The sequence below is a fragment of the Streptococcus sp. 1171_SSPC genome (genome assembly GCF_001069335.1).
Classification (GTDB): Bacteria; Bacillota; Bacilli; order Lactobacillales; family Streptococcaceae; genus Streptococcus; species Streptococcus xiaochunlingii.
Genome location: NZ_JWAK01000017.1, coordinates 159,134 through 180,603, shown reverse-complemented (window position 1 = coordinate 180,603; position 21,470 = coordinate 159,134). Strand labels below are relative to the sequence as shown.

Annotated in this window: 18 protein-coding genes; 17 read left to right on the top strand and 1 reads right to left on the bottom strand. The window is 42.7% G+C overall.

What is annotated here, in order from left to right; genetic code table 11:
• Positions 1-192: 192 nt before the first annotated feature.
• The 16 genes from ADF75_RS03745 to ADF75_RS03670 all read left to right on the top strand — a co-directional run bounded on the left by ADF75_RS03745 (position 193) and on the right by ADF75_RS03670 (position 19,790).
• Positions 193-1,956, top strand: coding sequence for a glycerophosphoryl diester phosphodiesterase membrane domain-containing protein (locus tag ADF75_RS03745; protein ID WP_048789189.1), 1,764 nt, complete (start codon positions 193-195; stop codon positions 1,954-1,956).
• Between the two features lie 283 nt (positions 1,957-2,239).
• Complete coding sequence (locus ADF75_RS03740; protein WP_048789188.1) at positions 2,240-3,988, top strand: ABC transporter ATP-binding protein; 1,749 nt, start codon at positions 2,240-2,242, stop codon at positions 3,986-3,988.
• Positions 3,978-5,846, top strand: coding sequence for an ABC transporter ATP-binding protein (locus ADF75_RS03735; RefSeq protein ID WP_048789187.1), 1,869 nt, complete (start codon positions 3,978-3,980; stop codon positions 5,844-5,846). The genes ADF75_RS03740 and ADF75_RS03735 overlap by 11 nt, the downstream gene beginning before the upstream one ends.
• Positions 5,847-6,352: 506 nt before the next feature.
• Positions 6,353-6,730, top strand: a complete 378-nt coding sequence (locus ADF75_RS03730; protein ID WP_048789186.1) for a YbgA family protein — start codon at positions 6,353-6,355, stop codon at positions 6,728-6,730.
• Entirely contained in the window at positions 6,731-7,096 is a 366-nt protein-coding gene (locus ADF75_RS03725; RefSeq protein WP_048789185.1) for a TIGR02328 family protein, read from the top strand.
• A gap of 126 nt (positions 7,097-7,222) precedes the next feature.
• Positions 7,223-10,216, top strand: a complete 2,994-nt coding sequence (locus ADF75_RS03720) for a type I restriction endonuclease subunit R (RefSeq protein WP_048789184.1) — start codon at positions 7,223-7,225, stop codon at positions 10,214-10,216.
• 11 nt (positions 10,217-10,227) lie between these two features.
• Positions 10,228-10,896: a hypothetical protein gene (locus tag ADF75_RS03715; protein WP_048789183.1), complete on the top strand. Its 669-nt coding sequence runs from the start codon at positions 10,228-10,230 to the stop codon at positions 10,894-10,896.
• A gap of 10 nt (positions 10,897-10,906) precedes the next feature.
• Entirely contained in the window at positions 10,907-11,917 is a 1,011-nt protein-coding gene (locus ADF75_RS03710; protein WP_048789182.1) for a DUF6731 family protein, read from the top strand.
• 28 nt (positions 11,918-11,945) lie between these two features.
• A complete protein-coding gene (locus ADF75_RS03705; RefSeq protein ID WP_048789181.1) occupies positions 11,946-12,488 on the top strand; it encodes a hypothetical protein in 543 nt (180 codons plus the stop codon).
• 15 nt (positions 12,489-12,503) lie between these two features.
• Positions 12,504-13,736, top strand: a complete 1,233-nt coding sequence (locus tag ADF75_RS10645; protein ID WP_065426868.1) for a restriction endonuclease subunit S — start codon at positions 12,504-12,506, stop codon at positions 13,734-13,736.
• 10 nt (positions 13,737-13,746) lie between these two features.
• A complete protein-coding gene (locus ADF75_RS03695; protein ID WP_048789180.1) occupies positions 13,747-15,597 on the top strand; it encodes a DUF4435 domain-containing protein in 1,851 nt (616 codons plus the stop codon).
• A 233-nt stretch (positions 15,598-15,830) separates the two neighbouring features.
• A complete protein-coding gene (locus ADF75_RS03690) occupies positions 15,831-16,196 on the top strand; it encodes a type II toxin-antitoxin system RelE/ParE family toxin (protein ID WP_048789179.1) in 366 nt (121 codons plus the stop codon).
• On the top strand, positions 16,186-16,479 hold the full coding sequence (locus tag ADF75_RS03685) for a helix-turn-helix domain-containing protein (protein ID WP_048789178.1): 294 nt from the start codon (positions 16,186-16,188) through the stop codon (positions 16,477-16,479). Before ADF75_RS03690 ends, ADF75_RS03685 begins: the two co-directional genes overlap by 11 nt.
• A 21-nt stretch (positions 16,480-16,500) precedes the next feature.
• On the top strand, positions 16,501-18,102 hold the full coding sequence (locus tag ADF75_RS03680; protein WP_048789177.1) for a type I restriction-modification system subunit M: 1,602 nt from the start codon (positions 16,501-16,503) through the stop codon (positions 18,100-18,102).
• 148 nt (positions 18,103-18,250) lie between these two features.
• A complete protein-coding gene (locus tag ADF75_RS03675; RefSeq protein ID WP_048789176.1) occupies positions 18,251-19,102 on the top strand; it encodes a VOC family protein in 852 nt (283 codons plus the stop codon).
• 148 nt (positions 19,103-19,250) lie between these two features.
• Positions 19,251-19,790 carry an NADPH-dependent FMN reductase gene (locus ADF75_RS03670; RefSeq protein ID WP_048789175.1) on the top strand — a complete coding sequence of 180 codons (540 nt, stop codon included), beginning with the start codon at positions 19,251-19,253 and terminating at the stop codon, positions 19,788-19,790.
• 30 nt (positions 19,791-19,820) lie between these two features.
• On the opposite strand, the gene ADF75_RS03665 is transcribed toward ADF75_RS03670, so the two are convergent.
• Positions 19,821-20,516, bottom strand: coding sequence for a VIT1/CCC1 transporter family protein (locus ADF75_RS03665; protein WP_048789174.1), 696 nt, complete (start codon positions 20,514-20,516; stop codon positions 19,821-19,823).
• A 234-nt stretch (positions 20,517-20,750) separates the two neighbouring features.
• Between ADF75_RS03665 and ADF75_RS03660 the strand changes: the two genes are divergently transcribed.
• Positions 20,751-21,356 (top strand): hypothetical protein, encoded by a 606-nt coding sequence (locus tag ADF75_RS03660; RefSeq protein ID WP_048789173.1) that lies wholly within the window; start codon positions 20,751-20,753, stop codon positions 21,354-21,356.
• The last annotated feature ends 114 nt before the right edge of the window (positions 21,357-21,470 follow it).

Below are 21,470 nucleotides of genomic sequence, written 5' to 3'. Positions count from 1 at the left end.
CACAGTTGAGTAGGGCTGTAAAAGCTGATGAAATCAGCGTAGTAGAGCCCACTCAACTACTGCGTCTTGCTCGACAATCTAAAGACAATTGAGAGGCCAGGACTTTTGTCCCAGCCTTTTTCTTGTAGAATCATTGACAGGGAGGGGCTTTTCCGCTATTCTAAGGGAATAAAAGAAAGGAAAGGGAATGAGATGAAACGGAGTTATTGGCAGGACCTGAAGGGGGCCTTTTACTTAATCTGGCGTAATAAATGGTCCTTCATCTCTGTGGGGATCCTTTTGCAGTTTGTGGTTGGTATAGGAGCTGCGGCCTTGAGTTGGGTCTTTCAACTGGCCCTCCTCTTATCGGGTGAGTCCAACATTGACAAGAACAATATCCTCACGACCTTGACCAATCCTCTGAGTCTAGTGGCTTTGATTCTCTTTGCCATCGTCTTCGCCTTTCTCTTTATGCTGGAGATGCGGACCATGATCGCCCTGATCTATCTGTCTCGTACGGATCAGCACCTGTCTTTTAAAAAGGTATTTCGCCAGTCTTTTGGTCGCTTAAAGGATTTTAGCGGTTGGAACCTGTTGCATTTTCTCTTTTATATGGTTCTGACTCTGCCCGTAGCGGGTCTCTTCATTGGCTCAACACTGACGGACGGTCTCTATATTCCGAACTTTATCACAGGGGAGTTTAGCAAGACGACTGCTGGGGCCATCGGCCTCTTCATAGTTCAATTGCTTCTGATTTATCTCAATCTACGTCTCATCTATACGGTACCCAATATCGTGATTGAAGAGTTGCCTTTTGGGGCTGCCATGCGTAAGAGTTGGGAGATGACCAAAAAAGGTGGGATTCGCCTTATTTTGCGGATCTTCTCCTTTGAGTTTATCCTTTCTGTTACGGGTATTCTCTTGATCCTTGGCCTGGTCTTTGCATCTAGTCAGCTGGACAAAACGGGCCAGCATATCTGGGTGCAGACTATCTTTTTGGTCTTGATCCGCCTCTATATTTTCCTCTTTTCTGTCATGTCTAAACTGGGAACCTTGGGAATCATCCTGGACAATGGCTGTGAGGCTCCGAGTAGCTCGGTCATCAAGACTCGAGGCTCTCGCAAGATGAAGGGCCTCTTTGTCCTGACCTTTCTTTTCCTCTTGGCTCAGTCAGGGATGGCAGCATTTGATTTAGCGACCTTAGAGGTCAATGATCAGGTAAAAATCGTAGCCCATCGTGGCTATGTGGCTAAGGGGGTAAAGAATTCCCTCGAAGCACTCGAGGAAGCTGCCAAGGAGAAGGCTTCCTATGTCGAGATGGATATCCTCTTGACCAAGGACCATCAATTCGTCGTCATGCATGATTACAATCTCAAACGCTTGGCAGGAGTGGACAAGGATGTCAAAGATATGACCCTGGCTGAGGTGCAGGGATTGAAGATCCAACAGGATGGTCATACCAGTCATATCCCCTCCTTTGAGGAGTTTGTCACCCGGGCCAAGGAGCTGAAGATGCCTCTCTTGGTCGAGCTCAAACCTTACGGTGCAGAACCAGAGAATTACGTAGATCTCTTCGTCCAAAAGATGAAGGAGTTGGGAGTTGAAAAGGACTATCCAACCATGTCCTTGGATCTGTCGGTGATGGAAAAGGTGGAGAAGAAAGCTCCGGAGATTAAGACTGGCTATGTCATTCCGATTCAGTTTGGACAATTTGAAAACACCTCGGTCGACTTCTTTGCGATTGAAGACTTTTCTTATCAGGAGGATTTGGTAACCCAGGCCCATGAGATGAAAAAAGAGCTCTATGTTTGGACCATCAATGATGAAGAAAAGTTAACGGCCTATCTTCAACGGCCGGTCGATGGGATCATCACGGATGAAGTAGCAGAGGCGCAAAGCCTGAAGAAAAACTTGAAGAAGAACAAGACCTACTTTGACCGCTTCTTAAGCTTGGTATCTCTCAGTACCAGTGAATAGAAATACGGTTTAAATAGAACTTTAGTTAACTGGCCTTCAAGGTTGCTAAATCAGAATATTCAGTGGAGAGGATGACTAAATGTTTGATTTTTCTCCCATATTGCTCTATACTAAATAGTATGAATAACGAAAGTCGTCCCTACAGTAACGCTGTCAGGGCGCTTTCTGTTTCTATAGCTTTCGAATGCAGAGATGGCCGATTTCATCAAATGATTTTCTTTTATTTTGGGAATGGACATCTTGCTAAAGAAAACTTTACTAACTAGTATTTTAGGAGGTATTTATGCTTCAGTCATTGATTGCTGAAATCAAGGAATACAAGAAACCCTCAGTTCTAGCCTCACTCTATATGGTGTTTGAGGTCATGTTTGAGATTTCTATTCCCTTTATCATGGCGACGCTTCTGGACAAGGGGGTTCAGAAGGGGGATATGACCACGGTTCTGACCTATGGTCTCCTCATGTTGGTTTTCGCCTTTCTCTCTCTTTTCTGCGGGATGCAGTCGGCTCGCTACGGGGCTTTTGCATCAGCCGGTTTTGCTAAGAATCTACGGAAGGCGATCTTCAAAAAGATCCAAACCTTCTCCTTTGAGAACATCGATAGCTTCTCCTCCGGTGGTCTGGTAACCCGGATGATGACGGATGTGACCAATGTGCAGAACTCCTATCAGATGGTCATCCGGATCTGTGTCCGTGCTCCGCTCAATCTGATCTTTGCCATTGTTGCTAGCTACTTGATCAATCCGCAGATGGCCATGATCTTTGTAGGGATTACCCTTTTCTTGGGGCTAGTCTTGGGTGTGATCACTAAGATTGTCTATCCACTCTTTACCAAGGTCTTTGACGCCTATGATAACTTGAACAACAGCATCCAGGAAAATATTACCAACATGCGCGTGGTCAAGTCCTATGTTAAGGAAGAGGAAGAGACGGTCAAGTTTAAGAAGGCTTCTCGCTTGATTTACAACATGTTCATGAAGGCCATTCGCATCGTGATCTTGAGTAGTCCAGCCATGATGCTGTCCTTGTATGCATCCTTTATCTTGATCTCTTGGATCGGGGCGCAACTCATCGTGGCTGGCAGCTTTACGACTGGTGAGCTGACCTCTATGTTTGCCTACGTCATGACCATCCTCATGTCTCTCATGATGTTTATGATGATCTTCGTCATGCTCTCGATCTCTATGGCATCTGTGGAGCGGATCAATGAAGTCCTTGGGACAGAGTCAACCATCGTCTCTCCTGAGAATGGTTTGACAGAAGTAGCAGATGGATCTATTACCTTCGACCATGTGAACTTCGCCTACACAGACGAAAATGGCGACAAGGCTCATGTCTTGTCCGATATCAACCTCAGCATTCGCTCGGGTGAAGTCATCGGAATCCTTGGGGGGACTGGTTCTGGTAAGTCTAGTCTGGTCCAGCTCATCCCTCGTCTCTATGATGTAGAGTCTGGTAGTGTCAAGGTAGCTGGTCAGGATGTGCGAAACTATGATCTAGACCATTTGCGCAAGCAAGTTGCCATGGTGCTTCAGACCAATGTCCTCTTCTCCGGTACCATCAAGGAAAATATGCGCTGGGGCAATAAGGACGCGACGGACGAAGAAATCGTGGAAGCTTGTAAGATTGCTCAAGCAGATGAATTTATCCAGAACTTTAAGGATGGCTATGATACCATGATCGAACGTGGTGGAGCCAATGTCTCAGGTGGTCAGCGCCAACGTCTCTGTATCGCCCGCGCTCTCTTGATGAATCCAAAAATCTTGATCTTGGATGATTCGACCTCAGCTGTCGATACCAAGACAGATAGCCTGATCCGTCAAGGTCTAGCGTCTAGTCTCAAGGACACGACCAAGATCATCATTGGTCAACGGATATCTTCTATCCAAGATGCAGACCGGATCGTGGTCATGAATGATGGGAAGATTGATGCGATCGGTACTCACCAAGACTTGATCGAGACCAATGCCATCTACCGTGAAGTCTATGACATGCAAACCCAAGGGAAAGGAGGACAAGCAGATGAAGAATAAGAAAAAAGCCAGCTGGGGCTCTCTCGTACGCTTGCTAGACTATATGTGGAAACAGTATAAGTTCGTCCTTCTCTTAGCGGCTGTCCTCATTGTGGCAGCCTCCCTCTCTACGGTCTATATTACCTCCTCTATTAGGGCCTTGGTGGACCAATACATCCAACCTATGTTGGATAGTGGCAGCGGGGACTTTGGTCCTCTCCTCAGCTTCTTGATGATGCTAGCAGTAGTTGGTATTTTGGGAGTTTTGTCCAACTATGGTTTTTCCCTCATTATGGCGACAGTCTCTCAGGATACGCTTCGCTCGCTACGGAACCAGCTCTTTGCCCGCATGCAAAAGCTCCCTGTCAAGTACTTCGATACCCACCAACACGGGGACATCATGTCGATCTACACCAATGACATCGATGCTCTTCGCCAAGCGATCGAGCAGTCTATCCCTCAGCTCTTGCAGTCTGCCATTACCATTATCGGGGTAGCAGTCAGCATGATCATGATTAGCCCTCTCCTTTTCCTTCTCGTTCTTTTGATGGTCGGAGTCATGGCCTATGTCATCAAAGATATCTCTGGCAAATCTGGTCGCTATTTCGCCGATCAGCAAAAGAACCTAGGGATTGAAAACGGCTTTATCGAAGAGATGATGTCTGGTCAAAAGGTGGTCAAGGCCTTCGTTCATGAAAAAGAAAGTATTGAAGCCTTTGAGCAGATCAATAACCAACTCTTTGAATCTTCCTACCAAGCCAACCGCTATGCCAATGTCTTGATGCCTATCTTGGGGAACCTGGGAAATGTCTCCTTCGTCTTGACCTCACTGGTCGGAGGGATCTTCGCCTTGAATGGTATCAGTGGGCTCACCATTGGTGGACTCATGGCCTTCCTTCAGCTCAACCGTTCCTTTAACGGGCCTATCACCCAGGTATCGCAACAGTTGAACTTTGTCCTCATGGCTCTTGCTGGGGGAGATCGGATCTTTGATCTCTTGGATGAAGAAGTTGAAGTGGATGAAGGGAAAGTCACCTTGGTCAACTATGAAGAGGTCGATGGTCGCATGGTCATCACTGATAAGAAGACCAATCTCTGGGCTTGGAAACACCCTCGGGAAAATGGCGACTACGAACTGGTCAAACTGGTCGGAAATGTCGTCTTTACAAATGTAGACTTCTCCTACAATGAGAAGAACCAAATCCTTTACGATATCAACCTCTACGCAGACAAGGGGCAAAAGGTGGCCTTTGTCGGTGCGACTGGAGCAGGGAAGACCACCATTACCAACTTGATCAATCGTTTCTACGATATCCAATCAGGATCTATCACCTATGATGGGATTGATGTGAAGCTGATTGAGAAAGATTCGCTCCGTCGTTCGCTAGGAATCGTCTTGCAGGATACCCACCTCTTTACTGGAACTATCGCAGAAAATATCGCCTATGGTCGATCAGATGCGACCAGGGAGGAAATCCTGGAAGCAGCCCGCATTGCCAATGTGGATTCCTTCGTCAAACATCTGGACCAAGGCTACGATACCGTCTTGAACGATGATGGAGCTGGTCTCTCTAACGGTCAACGTCAGCTGATCGCTATTGCGCGTGCAGCCTTGGCCAATGCGCCAGTCTTGATCCTGGATGAAGCGACTTCCTCAATCGACTCACGGACAGAGAAGATGGTCCAAGAGGGGATGGATCGCTTGATGGCAGGACGGACCGTCTTTGTCATCGCCCACCGTCTCTCAACCATCGTCAACTCGGATGTGATCATGGTCATGGACAAGGGACGCATCATCGAGCGAGGCAACCACGCTTCCTTGATGGCAGAACGCGGGACTTATTACCGCCTCTACACCGGTGGCCTTGAAATTGATTAATACAAAAAGTCTGAGTGAGTCTCAGACTTTTTGCTTATGGATAATGTTGTCTTTGAAACTTTCCTTAGGTGAGATTGGACGTCAGCGAACTTCGAAGAAGTTCCATGACTAAATCAAGATACAAAGGGCGCCTGCGGATAAAGTAAAAATAGGGAGCAGGACAGAAGCACTGTTGTATGGGATTGCTTCGTTGTCCTGCCCCCACAAGGCTGATTAGGATTCTTTCAAGCTAAAAGGCGAGAGAAGAATTCAATCAGCTACTCTGTCTTGGATATAGTACTAATGTATTTTGCGCTTTTGACACAATCCGCAGCCCGTGTTCAATTCGATTTGAGCTCCTTCGCTCTTTATTTTCTAATCTCAGTCTAGAACAGTTAAAAGCCTCCCTTCGATAGATAAAGAGGAAAGAAAAAACGGGCCGAATAGGTCCGCTTTTTCTATGACTTAACTCATTTCCATGGTATAATGGGAGGACTATTCATAGAGAAGATCAAAAGGAGACACGAGTGGATCAAAAACATCATTGCCAAGTCCTATGGGCGAAAAATAAATACCTGGTGCTGAGTCATTCCAGCAACATTTACAAGGAGATCCGGGAATACCTCAAGCAAGACCAGGTTGAGGTCAGTCACGTCGAGGACCTGATCCAGCAAGCGCTGTCCTTACCGGAAAATAGTGGCCAAGTCTCCAATGCCTTCCAGCATATCTGGGGTTATTTTAAAAAGCAGGCGACTCCTGAGGAAAAGGCGGACTTTATGCTGCTACTTGAGAAATACCAGCATGGGCAAGCAAGCCAAGAGGATCTCATCAAGGGAATCCAGACGCTCCTTAAGCGCTACCCCAATCGCTACTTGCAAGACTCTACACTACTAGGAGGTCAATAGATGAGACTGTGGCACCAAGACTTGATTACCAAACTTCCTCGTCCCCAGCTTCTCGGCCAACACCGGGAATGTTGCGCCCTTCGAGGCAATGGCTGGGGCAAGAAGCACGCGACGGTCAACTATGTCTTTGACTACTCGCCCTATCGCCTCTATGCCTATCACCGCCTGATCATGGAGGAGATGACGGCTCGTGGTTACAAGGTAAGTCCAGAGTGGTGGGAGCCGACCTACCGAGGCAAGACCTGCCCAGCCTACCCAGAGCTGGAAGAGGAAGCCTTGAGCAGCCCTATCTATCCCGAACACCAGGCTACTTACCTTAAAGAATGCCTGGACAATCTAGCGGAAAAAGGGATTCAACTAGATTAAGAAAAAACGAACCAGACCAGGTTCGTTTTTTTGCGCGAAATCCCAACAAAATGCTTTGAAAGCGTTAATTTCTTTCCCAAACATGCTATAATAATAGGAGATTATGTACAGGAAAAGGATAGACGGATGAAGGCAGTAGCAACTCCAGAACTTGAGATCGAAAGACAGTTGATCCAGCAGTTGACAACAGGAGAGAGTCAGTGGACCTATCGCGAGGATCTCAAGAATGAAGACCAGTTATGGGATAATTTCTTTGACAAGCTGGCGCAAAACAATGTCGCCGTGCTAGCGGACCATCCCTTGACCGATCAAGAAAAGCGCCAGATCAAGAACCAGCTCAACTTTGTCAGCTATTATGAAGCGGCCAAGTGGCTAGCAGGTGAAAATGGCATCGCCAAGGTAGAAGTCCAGCGTGAAGATGCTAGTCTAGGGACCATCCGCTTAGCAGTCATCTGGCGGGACAATATCGCAGCTGGTAAGTCGAGCTACGAAGTGGTCAACCAAGTCGAACGTGACAAGGCCTATCCGCTAGACCAGGATCGACGGCTCGATACGACCCTTCTGATTAATGGCCTGCCCCTCATCCATATCGAACTCAAGAGCCCACGAGTAGCCTTTCTAGATGCCTTTCACCAAATCAAAAAGTACGATCGTGAAGGCAAGTTTCGGGGGATTTACTCGAGCTTACAGATGTTTGTCGTGACCAATAAAGTCGACACACGCTATATCGCTGCAGCCCGTGAAAGCAAGCTAAACAAGCAATTCCTGACCAAGTGGGTGGACAAGGATAACCAACCCATGATCGATCTCAACAGCTTTGCCCATGAGGTCCTCTCGATCCCTCGGGCCCACCAGATGGTCATGCAGTACTCGGTCATCGACGATAGCAAGAAAGCCCTCATCCTCCTGCGTCCCTACCAGATCCATGCTATTGAGGCTGTACAGGAAGCCTCTCGCCGTCAAGAGTCAGGCTATATCTGGCATACGACCGGTTCAGGTAAGACCCTGACCTCTTACAAGGTAGCTCGCAATCTATTGCAGATCCCAGCGATCCAAAAGACCATCTTTGTCGTCGACCGCAGAGACCTAGACCAGCAGACGACCTCGTCCTTCCTCTCTTATGCGGCCAATGATGTCATCGACATCGACGAAACGGACAATACCCATGAACTGGTCAAGCGCCTAGGGGGTAATGACAAGCGCGTGGTGGTCACGACCATCCAGAAAATCACAACCATGATGCGCAAGTTTGAAGAAGGGAAGTACCAGCGGGATGCTGGGAAGATCAAGGACCTGCGCGTGGCCTTTGTCGTGGATGAGTGCCACCGGGCGGTCACCCCACAGATGCAAAAGGAGATCAAGGCCTACTTCAAGAACTCTCTCTGGTATGGCTTTACAGGGACTCCGATCTTTAAGGAAAACAAACGCAAACAAGTGGGAGACCTGGCTCAGACCACCCACCAACAATATGGCGATCGCCTACATGAGTACACGGTCAAAGAAGCCATCCATGATGGAGCGGTTCTAGGCTTTAAGGTAGATTACCGCAACACCATCATCTCAGATCTGCTAGAAGAAGAGATCCCAGACCAGGCCTATGAGGACAAGGAGCACATGCTAGAAGTCCTAGATGCCATCCTCAATAAGAGCCAGCAACAGCTCAATATTCCTAAAGGGGTCGGAAAGAGCTATGAGGCTGTCTTGACAGTCAAGTCCATCCCACGAGCACAGGCCTATTACAATCTGCTCAAGAGCATTCTTGCTGGCAAGGAGCGGGTCAAGGTGTCTGAGCGGGTCAAACGCCATTTACCAGATTTTCCAAAGTTTACCATCACCTACTCGGTATCTGAAAATGAGGAAGAATCCATCGGCTACCAAGACCACATGAAGCAGGTCATGGAGGACTACAACCAAGAGTTTGGTACGCATTTTAGCCTAGCGGATCTGAGGGGCTTTAACACGGATGTCAACCATCGCCTGGCCAGAAAGCAGGACAAGTACCTCTACCGCAATGAGCAGTTGGATCTGGTTATCGTGGTCGATCGCCTCTTGACAGGCTTTGATGCACCTTGCCTTTCTACACTCTTTATCGATCGCAAGCCCATGCGTCCACAGGACTTGATCCAGGCCTTTAGCCGGACCAATCGGATTTTTGATGACAAGAAGCACTTCGGCCATATCATCACCTTCCAGCGCCCTCAAGCCTTTAAGGAAGCCGTCGACAATGCCCTCAAGCTCTACTCCAATGGGGGAGAAAATGAGGTCCTGGCCCCAAGCTGGGAAGAAGAGAAGCGCAACTTCTTAAAAGCCTGGGCAGAGTTTGAAGGCCAAGTCACAGACTTTAAAGATGAAGGAGTCGCTCTCGAGCAGGCACCAACAGCCCAGCTCCGTAAGGTCGCCAAAGCCTATCAGATTTTTGACAAGTATCAAGCCTCGATCCGCGTCTACTCTGAGTATGATAAGGAAGAGATCTATCGGGAAACGGGTCTCAGCGACAGCCAGCTCGAAGCCTATCTAGGCCTCTATCAAAATATCCTGGCGGAGATCAAGAGTAGGGATCCAGAAGTGGACAGCCAAGATGATCTGGATATCCACTATGAGTTAGAGTCTGTCCAAGTCGATGAGATCAATTATGCCTATATCTTGATGCTGATCCAGAGTATGATCCAGCAGGAGGAAAATGAGGAGCAGACCCTGACTGATAAGGATATCGCAACCGTGGATAGCTATATCGAGAGCCTGAACCGAACCAATCCAAGCCTAGCAGAGATCATCCAAAACCTCTGGACCCAAGTCCAAGAAGAGCCCGAACGCTACCGAGGACAATCTATCACCGGAGTCTTGGACCAGATGATCGAATCCGTCATCGATAGCCATATCGTAAGCTTCGCCAAAAACTGGTATATCGGAGCAGACGAACTCCGCTACTATATCCAACACTACCGCAAAGGTGCCAAAAAACAAGCTGGCGAAAGCCAGCTGACCAAGAGCCAACGCTACAAAGACTATAAGGCAGAAGTAGCAGATGCCCTCAACCCACTCAGCTACAAAAAACAAATCAAAGAAGCCTATACCCAACTGATCGAAGAGGTGATTGAACCACTAAGAGTGGGGAGGTAAGAGAGAATGTTATGTGTAATTATCCAAATGAAAGATTGTTTATAGATTTTTTTACAGATGATATGCTTAAAGAATTGGGTGTAGTGTCGATTAAAGATCTTAATTTTGAAAAAGGTAGTTTTAGGATATCGACACCAATCAATAATCTAGAATGTTTCAACGAAATTGACATTAGTAATCCTATAAATTTTGGGCTTAAGAATAATTTACCTATTGGTGGTATTGGAAATATATCTTTAAGTTCAATAAGTGAAGTTAAAGGAAGAGGTCCAAAAGGGACTTCGCCATTCAAAGAAACAGGATTTGACGCTGGCCATATTTTAGGTAGGCAGCTTTTTAAGGGTACTCGTTTTAATACTAGTAAGAAGAATAATAAAAATATATATAAGCAAACTAAATGGTCAAACCAGGGTAATCACCACACTGCTAAATGGGGGCATAATCAAACCTACTTTGAGAACTATATTGTATATCAAATTAAAAATAAAACCCCAGATGCAGTAGTAAAATACCGTGCTGACTTAATATACGGTAATTCTGAGGAGAAAGTACCAAGAGGTATCCATATAAGAAGTAGTTGTGAGCAAAATGAAGAATTGAATTTCAATGTTTTTGTACCAAATGTTGAGATAGAAGGACGTATAAATTATAACAATAATAATTTGGAGATTGTAAAATAATTGGAGATTAATGGAAATGAACATTCAATATTTTAATGTTTTTTTGTGTCGTAATGGTGAGAAGACAAATTATGATTTATCTAAGTTAATTGATAAAATTCGAGTATCTTCTCCTGTAGAAAGAACTGTAAAGTTAGGGAGTCAGCATACTATGTTTATGAATAATAGTAGAAACCCTTCAAGTAGCAGGACGAGTGGTTCTTCTTTGGATGGTTTAGAGTATCTCCCTAGAAATAGAACAGTTTGGATTGGTAAATACCGTAGTGAAAAACCATATGAAGGAAAGATTGGTGAAGAAGAAATTAAACAAATTGACGGAGACCTTTTTGAGCCTAGTGTTTGTTTGATTATTCCTACATCTTATCTCTTTTTAATGGAAAGAAAGTTTTTAGGGCCTTCGATTAACCAAATAGGAGAGTATTTATCAAGCTTTATAAAGAGTAAAGTTCCTAATGTAAAGTATTCGGTGAAATTTGAGCCTATGAAAACAGATAGTTTAAAACCTTTGATAGAAGCTTCTGAGAGCATCAAATCAATCGTGATTCAAATTAAAAATGAGGGTTTTGAATTGTCAAGTTTGTTTCCAAATATTAACGACAGCAACAAATCACTTTTAGAAAAGTTATTTGGTAATATGATGGAAGTATCTGAAGAATTAGATATAAATACAACTACTGTAGCATTTAAGAAAAGTCGGTATAAAAGAGAAATGGATATAAAACGTGTTGACAGTATATTAAAGTTATTAAATTCTTCGGATAAAAATTTAATATCTGCAAAAGTTGAATTTTTAAATCCAGAGACACGTAGAGTTGATGAAGTGGATTTAAAGAACGATGGCTTTTATATTTTGGAAAAAACTTCTTTAAAAACCGAGGATTTTAATAAATTAGCTAATCTAATGACAGAGCATTATTATGATGACCAGAATCGTAATAAAGATTTCAACTATACCTCATTTGGTTCTTTGTTATCTGTTGATGAGAATGAATTTGAAATTGTAACTGAAAATAGCATATAAAATCCAAAACTAGAAAGGAGATGTTGGCATGCTTAAATTTATTGATAAATATTTTTGGTGGAGTTTATTAAGCATAATTGTGTTAATTGTTACAATGTCTCTTTTTTTAGGAAATTATTCAGAGTTATACGATTGGTTTTACAAAAATGCTTATACAGATAATACGAATTTAGTAACAATCTCAACAGTTTTTATTGGCATTTATTTTTCTTTATACGGTTTTTTATTAAGTTCAGATAAAAATTCCCTTATATCAAAACTAAAGTTAAAAGAGTATAAGAGACTAGTTTCAATAGTTAATAAAGGATTTTTATCTAGTTTTATTATCGTTATATCTTCTTTTTTTAATGAAAATATCTATAATTGGGTGGGTGAAATTTATATATTATTCCTGTTTTTTATTTTTCTCTTACTTATTGGTTCTGCAATTCAAATAGCTATTTATTTTACATTACTTTTTAGATATGATTTGAATAAAAAATATAATAGTTTTGAGGAAGATATACAAAAAGAGATTCTAGATGATGAATTGCGTAAAAAGTTAAAACAATTTTTAGATAGAGAGTTATGAGAGTTGAGGATAAGAATGAAACCTAAAATTATTTTTAGTGAGGAAAAGAAGAGTTGGATTAAAAGACCTTTATTATCTAATATAGAAAAAATAATAGATTACAGGGGTAGAACACCTAAAAAATTAGGTTTAAGTTGGAGTGATACAGGTTATCTAGCTTTATCAGCATTAAATGTAAAAAATGGGTATATTGATTTTAATGCTGATGCAAATTATGGAGATCAAGAATTGTATGATCGATGGATGGGGGATAATCATCTTCATAAAGGGCAAGTTGTCTTTACTACTGAAGCACCAATGGGAAATGTTGCACAGATTCCTAATGATGATTTATATATTCTAAGTCAACGTACGATTGCCTTTGAAGTTAAACATGATTTAATTATAGAAGATTTTTTAGCCACTTTATTACGAAGCCCAAAAATATTTAATGAATTAACTTCTTTGTCAAGTGGAGGAACTGCAAAAGGAGTTAGTCAAAAATCTTTGTCAAATCTCAAGGTTTGTGTACCTGCATCATTAGAAGAAGAATCCGCCATCGGTTCCTTCTTCCTCACTCTAGACGACCTCCTGGCTAGCTACAAGGACAATCTTGCCAATTATCAATCTCTCAAAGAGACCATGCTTTCCAAGATGTTTCCTAAAGCTGGACAGACTGTTCCTGAGATTCGTTTGGATGGATTTGAAGGGGAGTGGGAAGTAGTTAGCTTAGGAACATTGATAGAAAATTATGACGAGATAATATCAGGTGAATCAGGTTTTCCTATTGCAACATCTTCTAGAAAAGGTCTTTATTTACAGAATGATTATTTTGAAGGTGGGAGAACTGGAATAGATTTGACACTTGATTTTCATAGAGTTCCAATGGGCTATGTCACTTATCGTCATATGTCAGATGATTCTATTTTTAAGTTTAATAAGAATAATTTTGAAACTGATGTTCTGGTTTCTAAAGAATATCCTGTATTTATTAGTAATGATAGCTCTGATATCGATTTCCTACTTTATCATTTGAATAACTCTAGGTTATTTTTAAGATTTTCAACTATGCAAAAATTGGGTGGTACACGCGTTCGGTTGTACTATAAAAACCTTATTACTTATAAGCTTGCAGTACCAACACTTAAAGAACAACAAGCCATTGGGAGCTATTTCTCTAATCTCGATAACCTCATCATTACTTACCAAGAAAAAATTTCTCAGCTAGAAACTCTCAAAAAGAAACTCTTGCAGGATATGTTTGTTTAAGGGGGGAGTTATGTATAGTTCTAAAAAAGATTTAATTGAAAAAATAGAATCAGAAAAGGAAAGGTTTCAAGATAAGAGTCAAATAGCCGATTATGAAAATGAATTATATACTAGAGTAGAAAATTATTTATTAACACTTATTGATTTAATAAGTAAAGAGTTAGATGATGAAGTTTTATCTAATAATGTAACAGTAAAGTTTAAAACATTACGTGATAATTTGTTAGAAAGCATGTACAATTGTTTTGGTGGCAATATTTATCTGTATGATACTATGCTTCCTCAAATTCTAGAGAATATTAAAATAATTAAGCTTTTCTCTTTCATTTCTAAAATAGATTCTACTACTGTTATTATAGGAGCGAACGGGGCAGGAAAATCAAGTCTTATTAATGAATTAAGAAAGAATAATAGTAATGAAATGTATGTCTTACCAGCCCAAAAATTGTTATATTTTGTTTCAAATATCCATGATCGTAATGGAATTACTAGAGAAAGATATATCCAAGATTTAAAAGAAGTCGATCTTAAATATGACACAATTGATTTACAACCTATCCAAATTGATAAGGATTTTTCAAATACTTTCACTAAATTAATAACATTTTTGATAAAGAACTATGCTAAGATAGCGACTTATAAATCTAGAGGGATGGAAGGGTTATCTATAGCTTTATGGGATAGAGTAGAGCAGGTTTGGAATTCAATATCACCCGAAATAAAATTTATACTAGAACCCGATAATAGAGTTGTTGAAGTTGAAAAAAATGGCTCTAGATATAGTATAAATGGTCTAAGTGATGGTGAACGTTGTATACTGTTTTATATAGGAAATGTACTTCTTGCTCCTGAAAATAGTTATATTATTGTTGATGAACCTGAGACTTTCTTAAATGCTGCTGTCTATAATGAATTGTGGGATTTGCTCATATCTCAGCGGTCTGATTGTCAATTTATTTTTGCTTCACATAATATGGACTTTGTCCAATCTAGAACAAATGCAAGTTACATATGGTGTAAGAAATTTGAAGCACCTTATGATTTGGAGTATCAGATTTTGGAAGGTACACAAGAAATGCCTTTATCCTTATTAACTGAAGTATCTGGTACAAAGAAGCCAATTCTATTTTGTGAAGGAACTAAAACTAGCATAGACTATCAGATTTATTCTAAATTATTTAGTGAATGGTGTTTTGTAAAACCAGTTCAAGGCCATAAGCAAGTTATCCAATACACAAGAGCCTATAATAAATTACAATATTTGCATGGGAATATAGCTTATGGCATAATTGATAATGATTGGATGGAAGAAACACGTATTGAGAACTATAAACAAAAAAATGTTTTTGTGCTCACTTTTAATGAGATAGAGATGCTTTTAGTTGATGAATCAATAGTGAAGTCTATTCTTAGCTCTGATGAACAGGATAAAGAAGAAAAATTAAATGAATTCCAAAAAGCTATTAAAAGTTATTGTGTGAAAAATAAAGACAAGATAATAAGTATCGCTTTGAAAAAGAAACTTGATGAATTTATGGAAGGTAATTTGATAAATAATAATGAACCAACAAGGGATGATGCTGAAATATTTTTAGAGGGTTTATCAACAGAATTCGATTTAACTTCAAAACTAGGAAATATAACTAAAATTGTTGAGGATAGCTTAGATGCTTCAGATTTCTCATCAATTTTAAAGATTTGTAACCTAAAAAAAGAAATAACCAATCAACTAGGAAATACAGTAGTCACTCGCGATTTTAAAAATAAGGCATTAAGTAAGATTGCAACAGATTCAGAGTTGCAAAATATATTGAGAACTAAATATTTTAGTGAACTTGTAACTCTACTAAGTCATAAATAAACGTGATTTATTTGTATTATTCTCCAGCTTTAATACTAAAGAAACTCTTACAAGATATGTTTATCTAACCTTCAAAAGTTCCCTTTATCAGCATCTATAAGCACAGCCTTTTTCGAATAGTATAAGTAAGCCCCTTTGATCCTTTCAAAGGGTGCTCCTTAGTATTTAATAACTTAAAAGTATTTACATTTAATAACTTTAGAGTTATAATAAATTCGAAAAGAGGTTGCTTTGTGCACGCTATTTATTTTTATAAAGACAAACAGGGGAATCAACCGGTCTTGGACTACATGAGGGAGCTAGCTCGTCACGATAGCAAGGACAGCCGGATCAAACTAAACAAGCTCAACGACTATATCGAGCTTTTGAGCCAGCAGGGGACACGTGCTGGCCAACCCTACATCAAGCATCTGGATGCGGAGATCTGGGAGTTGAGACCCTTACGGGATCGGATTTTATTCGTGGCTTGGCTGGATGGGAGCTTTGTCTTACTGCATCATTTTGTCAAAAAGACGCAAAAGACACCCAGACGAGAGATCGAGAAAGCCAAGCGGGAGTTGCAAGATTTGAAGGAAAGAGGGCTGAGAGATGAAGAATAGTGCCATCGGCAGCAATTGGAAAGATGTGAGAGCAGAGCTCTTCACCAAGGAAGAAATCCTGGAAAGTGATCTCCGGGTCGCGATTATGACAGAGCTGATCGAGGCTCGGCGTGAAAAGGGCATTAGCCAAAAGAAACTAGAAGAACTCAGCGGGGTCAGTCAACCGGTTATCGCTCGGATGGAGACAGGCAAGACCAGTCCTCAATTGGACACGGTCTTGAAAGTCTTAGCCAGTCTGGGCAAGACCCTCGCTGTCGTCCCACTGGAACAAGAAAAGGTTTAAAAGAAATCAGAAAGAATTACTATGGAAACAACACAAACCTCCCAGTCGCTCTACCAAGCCCTGTGGAACTCAGCGGATGTGCTCCGCTCTAAGATGGATGCCAATGACTATAAGTCTTATCTCTTGGGGATGATCTTTTACAAGTACCTCTCAGATAAGTTGCTCTTCTTCGTGGCGGAGACTATGTTGGAGGAGACAGAGGACTTGGATGAAGCCTTGGCGCTTTACCGGTCCTACTATGAGGATCCCGACTCTCAAGAGGAGCTGATCTCCGTCATCACCGATGAGCTCAACTATGTCATCAAGCCAGACTTGACCTTTACGGCCTTGGTGGACCGGGTCAATGAAGGGACCTTCCAACTGGAAGATCTGGCTCAGGGCTTCCGAGACATCGAGCAAAGTGATGACCTCTATGAGAATCTCTTTGAGGACATTGATCTCTACTCCAAAAAGCTAGGTGCCACTCCTCAAAAGCAAAACCAGCTAGTGGCTGCCGTTATGAAAGAATTGGCAGTGCTGGACGTGGCAGGTCATGCGGGTGATATGCTTGGAGATGCTTATGAGTACTTGATTGGTCAGTTTGCGACCGACTCGGGTAAGAAAGCTGGAGAGTTCTATACGCCCCAGCCTGTAGCCAAGCTCATGACCCAGATTGCCTTTTTAGGGCGTGAAGACGTGCAGGGCTTTACCATCTACGATGCCACCATGGGATCAGGATCGCTCTTGCTCAATGCCAAGAAATTTTCTCACCAGCCTCAAACTGTCCAATACTTTGGTCAGGAGCTCAATACCTCTACCTATAACCTGGCTCGGATGAACATGATCCTACACGGGGTCCCGGTGGAAAACCAGTTCTTGCACAATGCCGATACGCTGGACGAAGACTGGCCGACCCAAGAACCGACCAACTTTGATGGGGTTCTTATGAACCCTCCATACTCAGCTAAGTGGTCCGCAAGCTCTGGCTTTCTCCAAGATCCTCGCTTCTCCCCATTTGGCAAGCTGGCGCCTCAGTCCAAGGCAGACTTCGCCTTTCTCTTGCATGGTTACTATCACTTGAAACAAGACAATGGTGTTATGGCCATCGTCCTCCCTCACGGAGTTCTTTTCCGTGGCAATGCTGAAGGAACCATTCGCAAGGCCTTGCTGGAAGAAGGGGCCATTGATACCGTGATCGGTCTACCTGCCAATATCTTCTTCAATACCAGCATCCCAACGACGGTCATCATTCTCAAAAAGAACCGGACCAATCGGGACGTTTACTTTATCGATGCCTCTAAGGAATTTGACAAGGGCAAGAACCAGAATATCATGACGGATGCCCATATCGAGAAGATCCTCCAGGCCTATAAGAGTAGAGAGGATATAGATAAGTTCGCTCATCTGGCTAGCTTTGAGGAGATCGTCGAGAATGACTATAACCTCAATATCCCACGCTATGTGGATACCTTTGAGGAAGAAGAAGTAGAGCCACTGACAGATATCGTGGCTAAGATCAACCAAACCAACGCCACTATTGAAACCCAGACAGCATCTCTTTTAGACATGCTTAGCCAGCTTCATGGGACGACACCTGAAGCCGATGCCGAACTCAAGAAATTTGTTCAAGAGTTTAAGGGGTAAGTCTTAATAATATTTAACAGACAACACCCTCCTTAGTTTTCTAAGGAGGGTTTTCTGTCAAGTTATTTTATTTGCTTCTTTTAAAAAAGAGTGTATAATGATGTAATATAAAACATTACAACAAAACAAAACCCAAAAGGAGACTCCCATGACCTACGCCTACAATAGCAAGATTAACTTGGCAGAAGCTGCGCTCAATGTGAAAGACCTGGCGCGCCAGACCGCTTTTTATACTCAAATGTTGGGCTTAGAGATTCTGTCTCAGTCGGAGGAGGAAGTTCTTCTTGGGGCTGGAGGCAAGCCCTTGGTCCATCTCATCCAAACGGATCGGACTGAGGCAGTTAAGGGGAGCTATGGTCTCTATCACATGGCCATTCTCCTACCTAGTCGGGAGGACTTGGCGGATGTCTTCAAGCATATGGCTGAGCTGAAGGTTCCCTTTGTCGGGGCTGCGGACCATGGCTACAGTGAGGCTCTCTATCTTGAAGATCCAGAGGGCAACGGCATTGTGCTCTACCGGGATAAGCCAGTGGCGGAGTGGGATATCCGTGAGGATGGCCGTATCATCGGGGTGACAGAGGAACTCTCTGCGCAAGAGATCTATGAGATGGGCCGCAAGGTGGAGCCTTTCCGGATAGCATCCGATACCCGCATGGGGCATGTCCACCTCTCTGTGAGAGATAGCCAACCAGCGTCTGCCTTTTATCAGAAGGTGCTAGAGCTGTCGGATAAGTTCACTGTTCCGTCTGCCAGCTGGATCGCTTCTGGGGACTACCACCATCACCTAGCAGTCAATGAGTGGGGTGGCAAGCACTTGGCCAAACGTGAAGCCCAGCTTCCTGGGCTAGCCTATTACGTCGTCCACGTAGAACAGAAAGAAGACTTGGTTGCCATCGCAGAGAGAGCAAAAGAAGAGGGGTCACCTGTCACCTGGCTAACCTCAACTGAGCTCGAGTTTACAGATCCGGATGGGATTGTAACCCGCGTCAGAAAGGGTTAGAAACCTTGATAAATTAGGGTTTTGAAAGAAAAAAACAAAAAATAGTAAAAATTAGTGATATTTCAAGATGTAATTCTTGACATTACATCTGGTCCATGTATAATAGTTTTTGTAATAAATAAACTTACAACAGAAAGAGGAAACAACTATGAAAAACATTTTATTTATCGTCGGATCTCTACGTCAAGGATCATTCAACCACCAAATGGCTAAGAAAGCAGAAAGCCTTCTTGAAGGAAAAGCAACAGTGACTTACTTGGACTACAAGGACATCCCTATGATGAACCAAGATTTGGAAACGCCAACCTTGCCAGCAGTGCAAGCGGCGCGTGATGCAGTCCTTGCGGCGGATGCCATCTGGATCTTCTCACCAGTCTATAACTTTGCCATTCCAGGTGTGGTAAAAAACTTGATCGACTGGCTCAGCCGTGCCCTTGACCTATCAGAAACTCGTGGTCCATCTGCCCTCCAAGACAAGATCGTAACAGTTTCTTCAGTCGCTAATGCAGGACACGAGCCAATGTTTGCGGCATACCAAGCCCTCTTGCCATTCGTTCGAACTCAAGTAGTGGGAGACTTCACTGGAACAACCGTTAACCCAGAAGCCTGGGCAACAGGTGAATTGGTCTTGACAGACGAAGCAATCGCAGGATTGGAAAAACAAGCCCAAGCCTTATTGGAAGCATAAGAAAAGCTGAGACAGAACTCTCAGCTTTTTTTAAATACTAAACAATTGTCCGAAGAGATAGGTAACACCCATAGTAAGGAGTCCAATGACCAAGTTGCGGATCATGGCTTGCTTGGCAGGGGCTTTTCCGAGCTTGGCACTGGTGTAGCCAGTAAAGAGAAGGGAAAGGGCCACGATGATCACTGTTGCTGGGATCCGAATTTCTTTTGGCAAGAGGATGATAGACAGCATAGGTGGAAGAGAGCCGAGGACAAAGGCAATAAAGCTAGAGATGGCTGCATGCCATGGATTGGTAAACTCTTCAAACTCCAGGCCATACTTTTCTTCCACCAAGGCTTTGAGAGGGTGTTTGAGAAAGGCCCGCTCGGTCATGATTTGAGCTGCCGTTTCGCATTCCCCATTTTGAATATAGGCTGCATAGAGGGAGTCGCGTGCAGCTTTTGGATCGCGGTCCAGAAGGGCTTGCTCCCGACTCACAGCGGCTTCTTCTGTATCCTTTTGGGTCGATACAGACACGTATTCACCACCCGCCATAGAGAAGGCACCAGCCAGAATGGCAGAGAGACCAGATAGGAAGATGATCCAGATATTGCTGGTCGCACTGGCAACCCCGATAACAACTCCAGCGATTGAGATAATGCCATCATTGGCACCGAGCACTCCAGCCCGTAAGATATTTAAGCGGTCGTTGAAAGAAGCATCAATACCATGTTTTGTTTCAGTCATACTTGTCTCCTAGTTCTTATTTAGAATGATTATAATTAAAGATATATAATTTTGCAAGCCTTTTGTCCTAAATGATAAAAGTCCGACAATTTAAGAAAGGTTCATGGAGGAGAGAAGGGAAATCTCATCTTGAAAACATACCACAAGCAGATGGAGCTAAGATATTATAATGCTTTGACAATCGAAATAATTTTAGATATAATTCTATAAATGGATTATGAATAGGAGTCAACCATGAAAAAATTAGTCGCAAGCGGTATTACCCTTCTCTCGGTTTTGACCTTGGTCGCATGTTCGGGAAATCAAACTGCAAAACCAAAGGCTTCTTCAGAGAAGTCTTCAAGCAAGGTGGAGAAATCTTCTTCCTCTAAGAAAACATCCTCATCTAAGAAGAAATCATTTTCTTCAAAGAAATTTGAATTGACAGATGATACAAGTAGCTCTTCTAGTCAGTCTACTTCAGGCTCTGGCGCTCAAGCAACTACTCCAGAAGTTGTTTTGGTAACAGATCAGGAAATTGAAAATGCGAAAACAATCGGGGATATCAAAGGACTTTATGCAAAACTAGCTGAAAATTATAAGAAGCATGCCAATGAATTGGGTGAAAAGTTGCCAAAATCTGAACAAGAATCTTACTTCAAGACTTTGGAACCTGGTATCAAGAAGATGGATGAAGAGTTGGCTTCTGTGAATGAAACTCTTACTCAATTTGGAGATGATACAACGCTTTTCCCAGAAGAGCACCGTGCAGCCTTTATTGAGGCCTTCAAAGCAACCCGTGATACCATGACAAATGCTTTGGTAACTGCTTATAAGTTTGTTGGAGGTTTGAGTAGCTAAGGCCCCTGTCTTCTCTGTGGGGACTCAGTTTCTACAGCTACAGATTGGATCTGAAAAGAAATAAAGAAAGAGAGAGTGGGACAGAAATCGGTAATTCGTTAGAATTCGATTTCG

What these genes read in the sequence shown, in the direction of transcription:
- ADF75_RS03745 (WP_048789189.1), top strand. Translation starts at nt 193, where the DNA reads ATGAAACGGAGTTATTGGCAGGACCTGAAGGGGGCCTTTTACTTAATC.
- ADF75_RS03740 (WP_048789188.1), top strand. Translation starts at nt 2,240, where the DNA reads ATGCTTCAGTCATTGATTGCTGAAATCAAGGAATACAAGAAACCCTCA.
- ADF75_RS03735 (WP_048789187.1), top strand. Translation starts at nt 3,978, where the DNA reads ATGAAGAATAAGAAAAAAGCCAGCTGGGGCTCTCTCGTACGCTTGCTA.
- ADF75_RS03725 (WP_048789185.1), top strand. Translation starts at nt 6,731, where the DNA reads ATGAGACTGTGGCACCAAGACTTGATTACCAAACTTCCTCGTCCCCAG.
- ADF75_RS03720 (WP_048789184.1), top strand. Translation starts at nt 7,223, where the DNA reads ATGAAGGCAGTAGCAACTCCAGAACTTGAGATCGAAAGACAGTTGATC.
- ADF75_RS03715 (WP_048789183.1), top strand. Translation starts at nt 10,228, where the DNA reads ATGTGTAATTATCCAAATGAAAGATTGTTTATAGATTTTTTTACAGAT.
- ADF75_RS03710 (WP_048789182.1), top strand. Translation starts at nt 10,907, where the DNA reads ATGGAAATGAACATTCAATATTTTAATGTTTTTTTGTGTCGTAATGGT.
- ADF75_RS03705 (WP_048789181.1), top strand. Translation starts at nt 11,946, where the DNA reads ATGCTTAAATTTATTGATAAATATTTTTGGTGGAGTTTATTAAGCATA.
- ADF75_RS10645 (WP_065426868.1), top strand. Translation starts at nt 12,504, where the DNA reads ATGAAACCTAAAATTATTTTTAGTGAGGAAAAGAAGAGTTGGATTAAA.
- ADF75_RS03695 (WP_048789180.1), top strand. Translation starts at nt 13,747, where the DNA reads ATGTATAGTTCTAAAAAAGATTTAATTGAAAAAATAGAATCAGAAAAG.
- ADF75_RS03685 (WP_048789178.1), top strand. Translation starts at nt 16,186, where the DNA reads ATGAAGAATAGTGCCATCGGCAGCAATTGGAAAGATGTGAGAGCAGAG.
- ADF75_RS03680 (WP_048789177.1), top strand. Translation starts at nt 16,501, where the DNA reads ATGGAAACAACACAAACCTCCCAGTCGCTCTACCAAGCCCTGTGGAAC.
- ADF75_RS03675 (WP_048789176.1), top strand. Translation starts at nt 18,251, where the DNA reads ATGACCTACGCCTACAATAGCAAGATTAACTTGGCAGAAGCTGCGCTC.
- ADF75_RS03670 (WP_048789175.1), top strand. Translation starts at nt 19,251, where the DNA reads ATGAAAAACATTTTATTTATCGTCGGATCTCTACGTCAAGGATCATTC.
- ADF75_RS03665 (WP_048789174.1), bottom strand. Translation starts at nt 20,516, where the DNA reads ATGACTGAAACAAAACATGGTATTGATGCTTCTTTCAACGACCGCTTA.
- ADF75_RS03660 (WP_048789173.1), top strand. Translation starts at nt 20,751, where the DNA reads ATGAAAAAATTAGTCGCAAGCGGTATTACCCTTCTCTCGGTTTTGACC.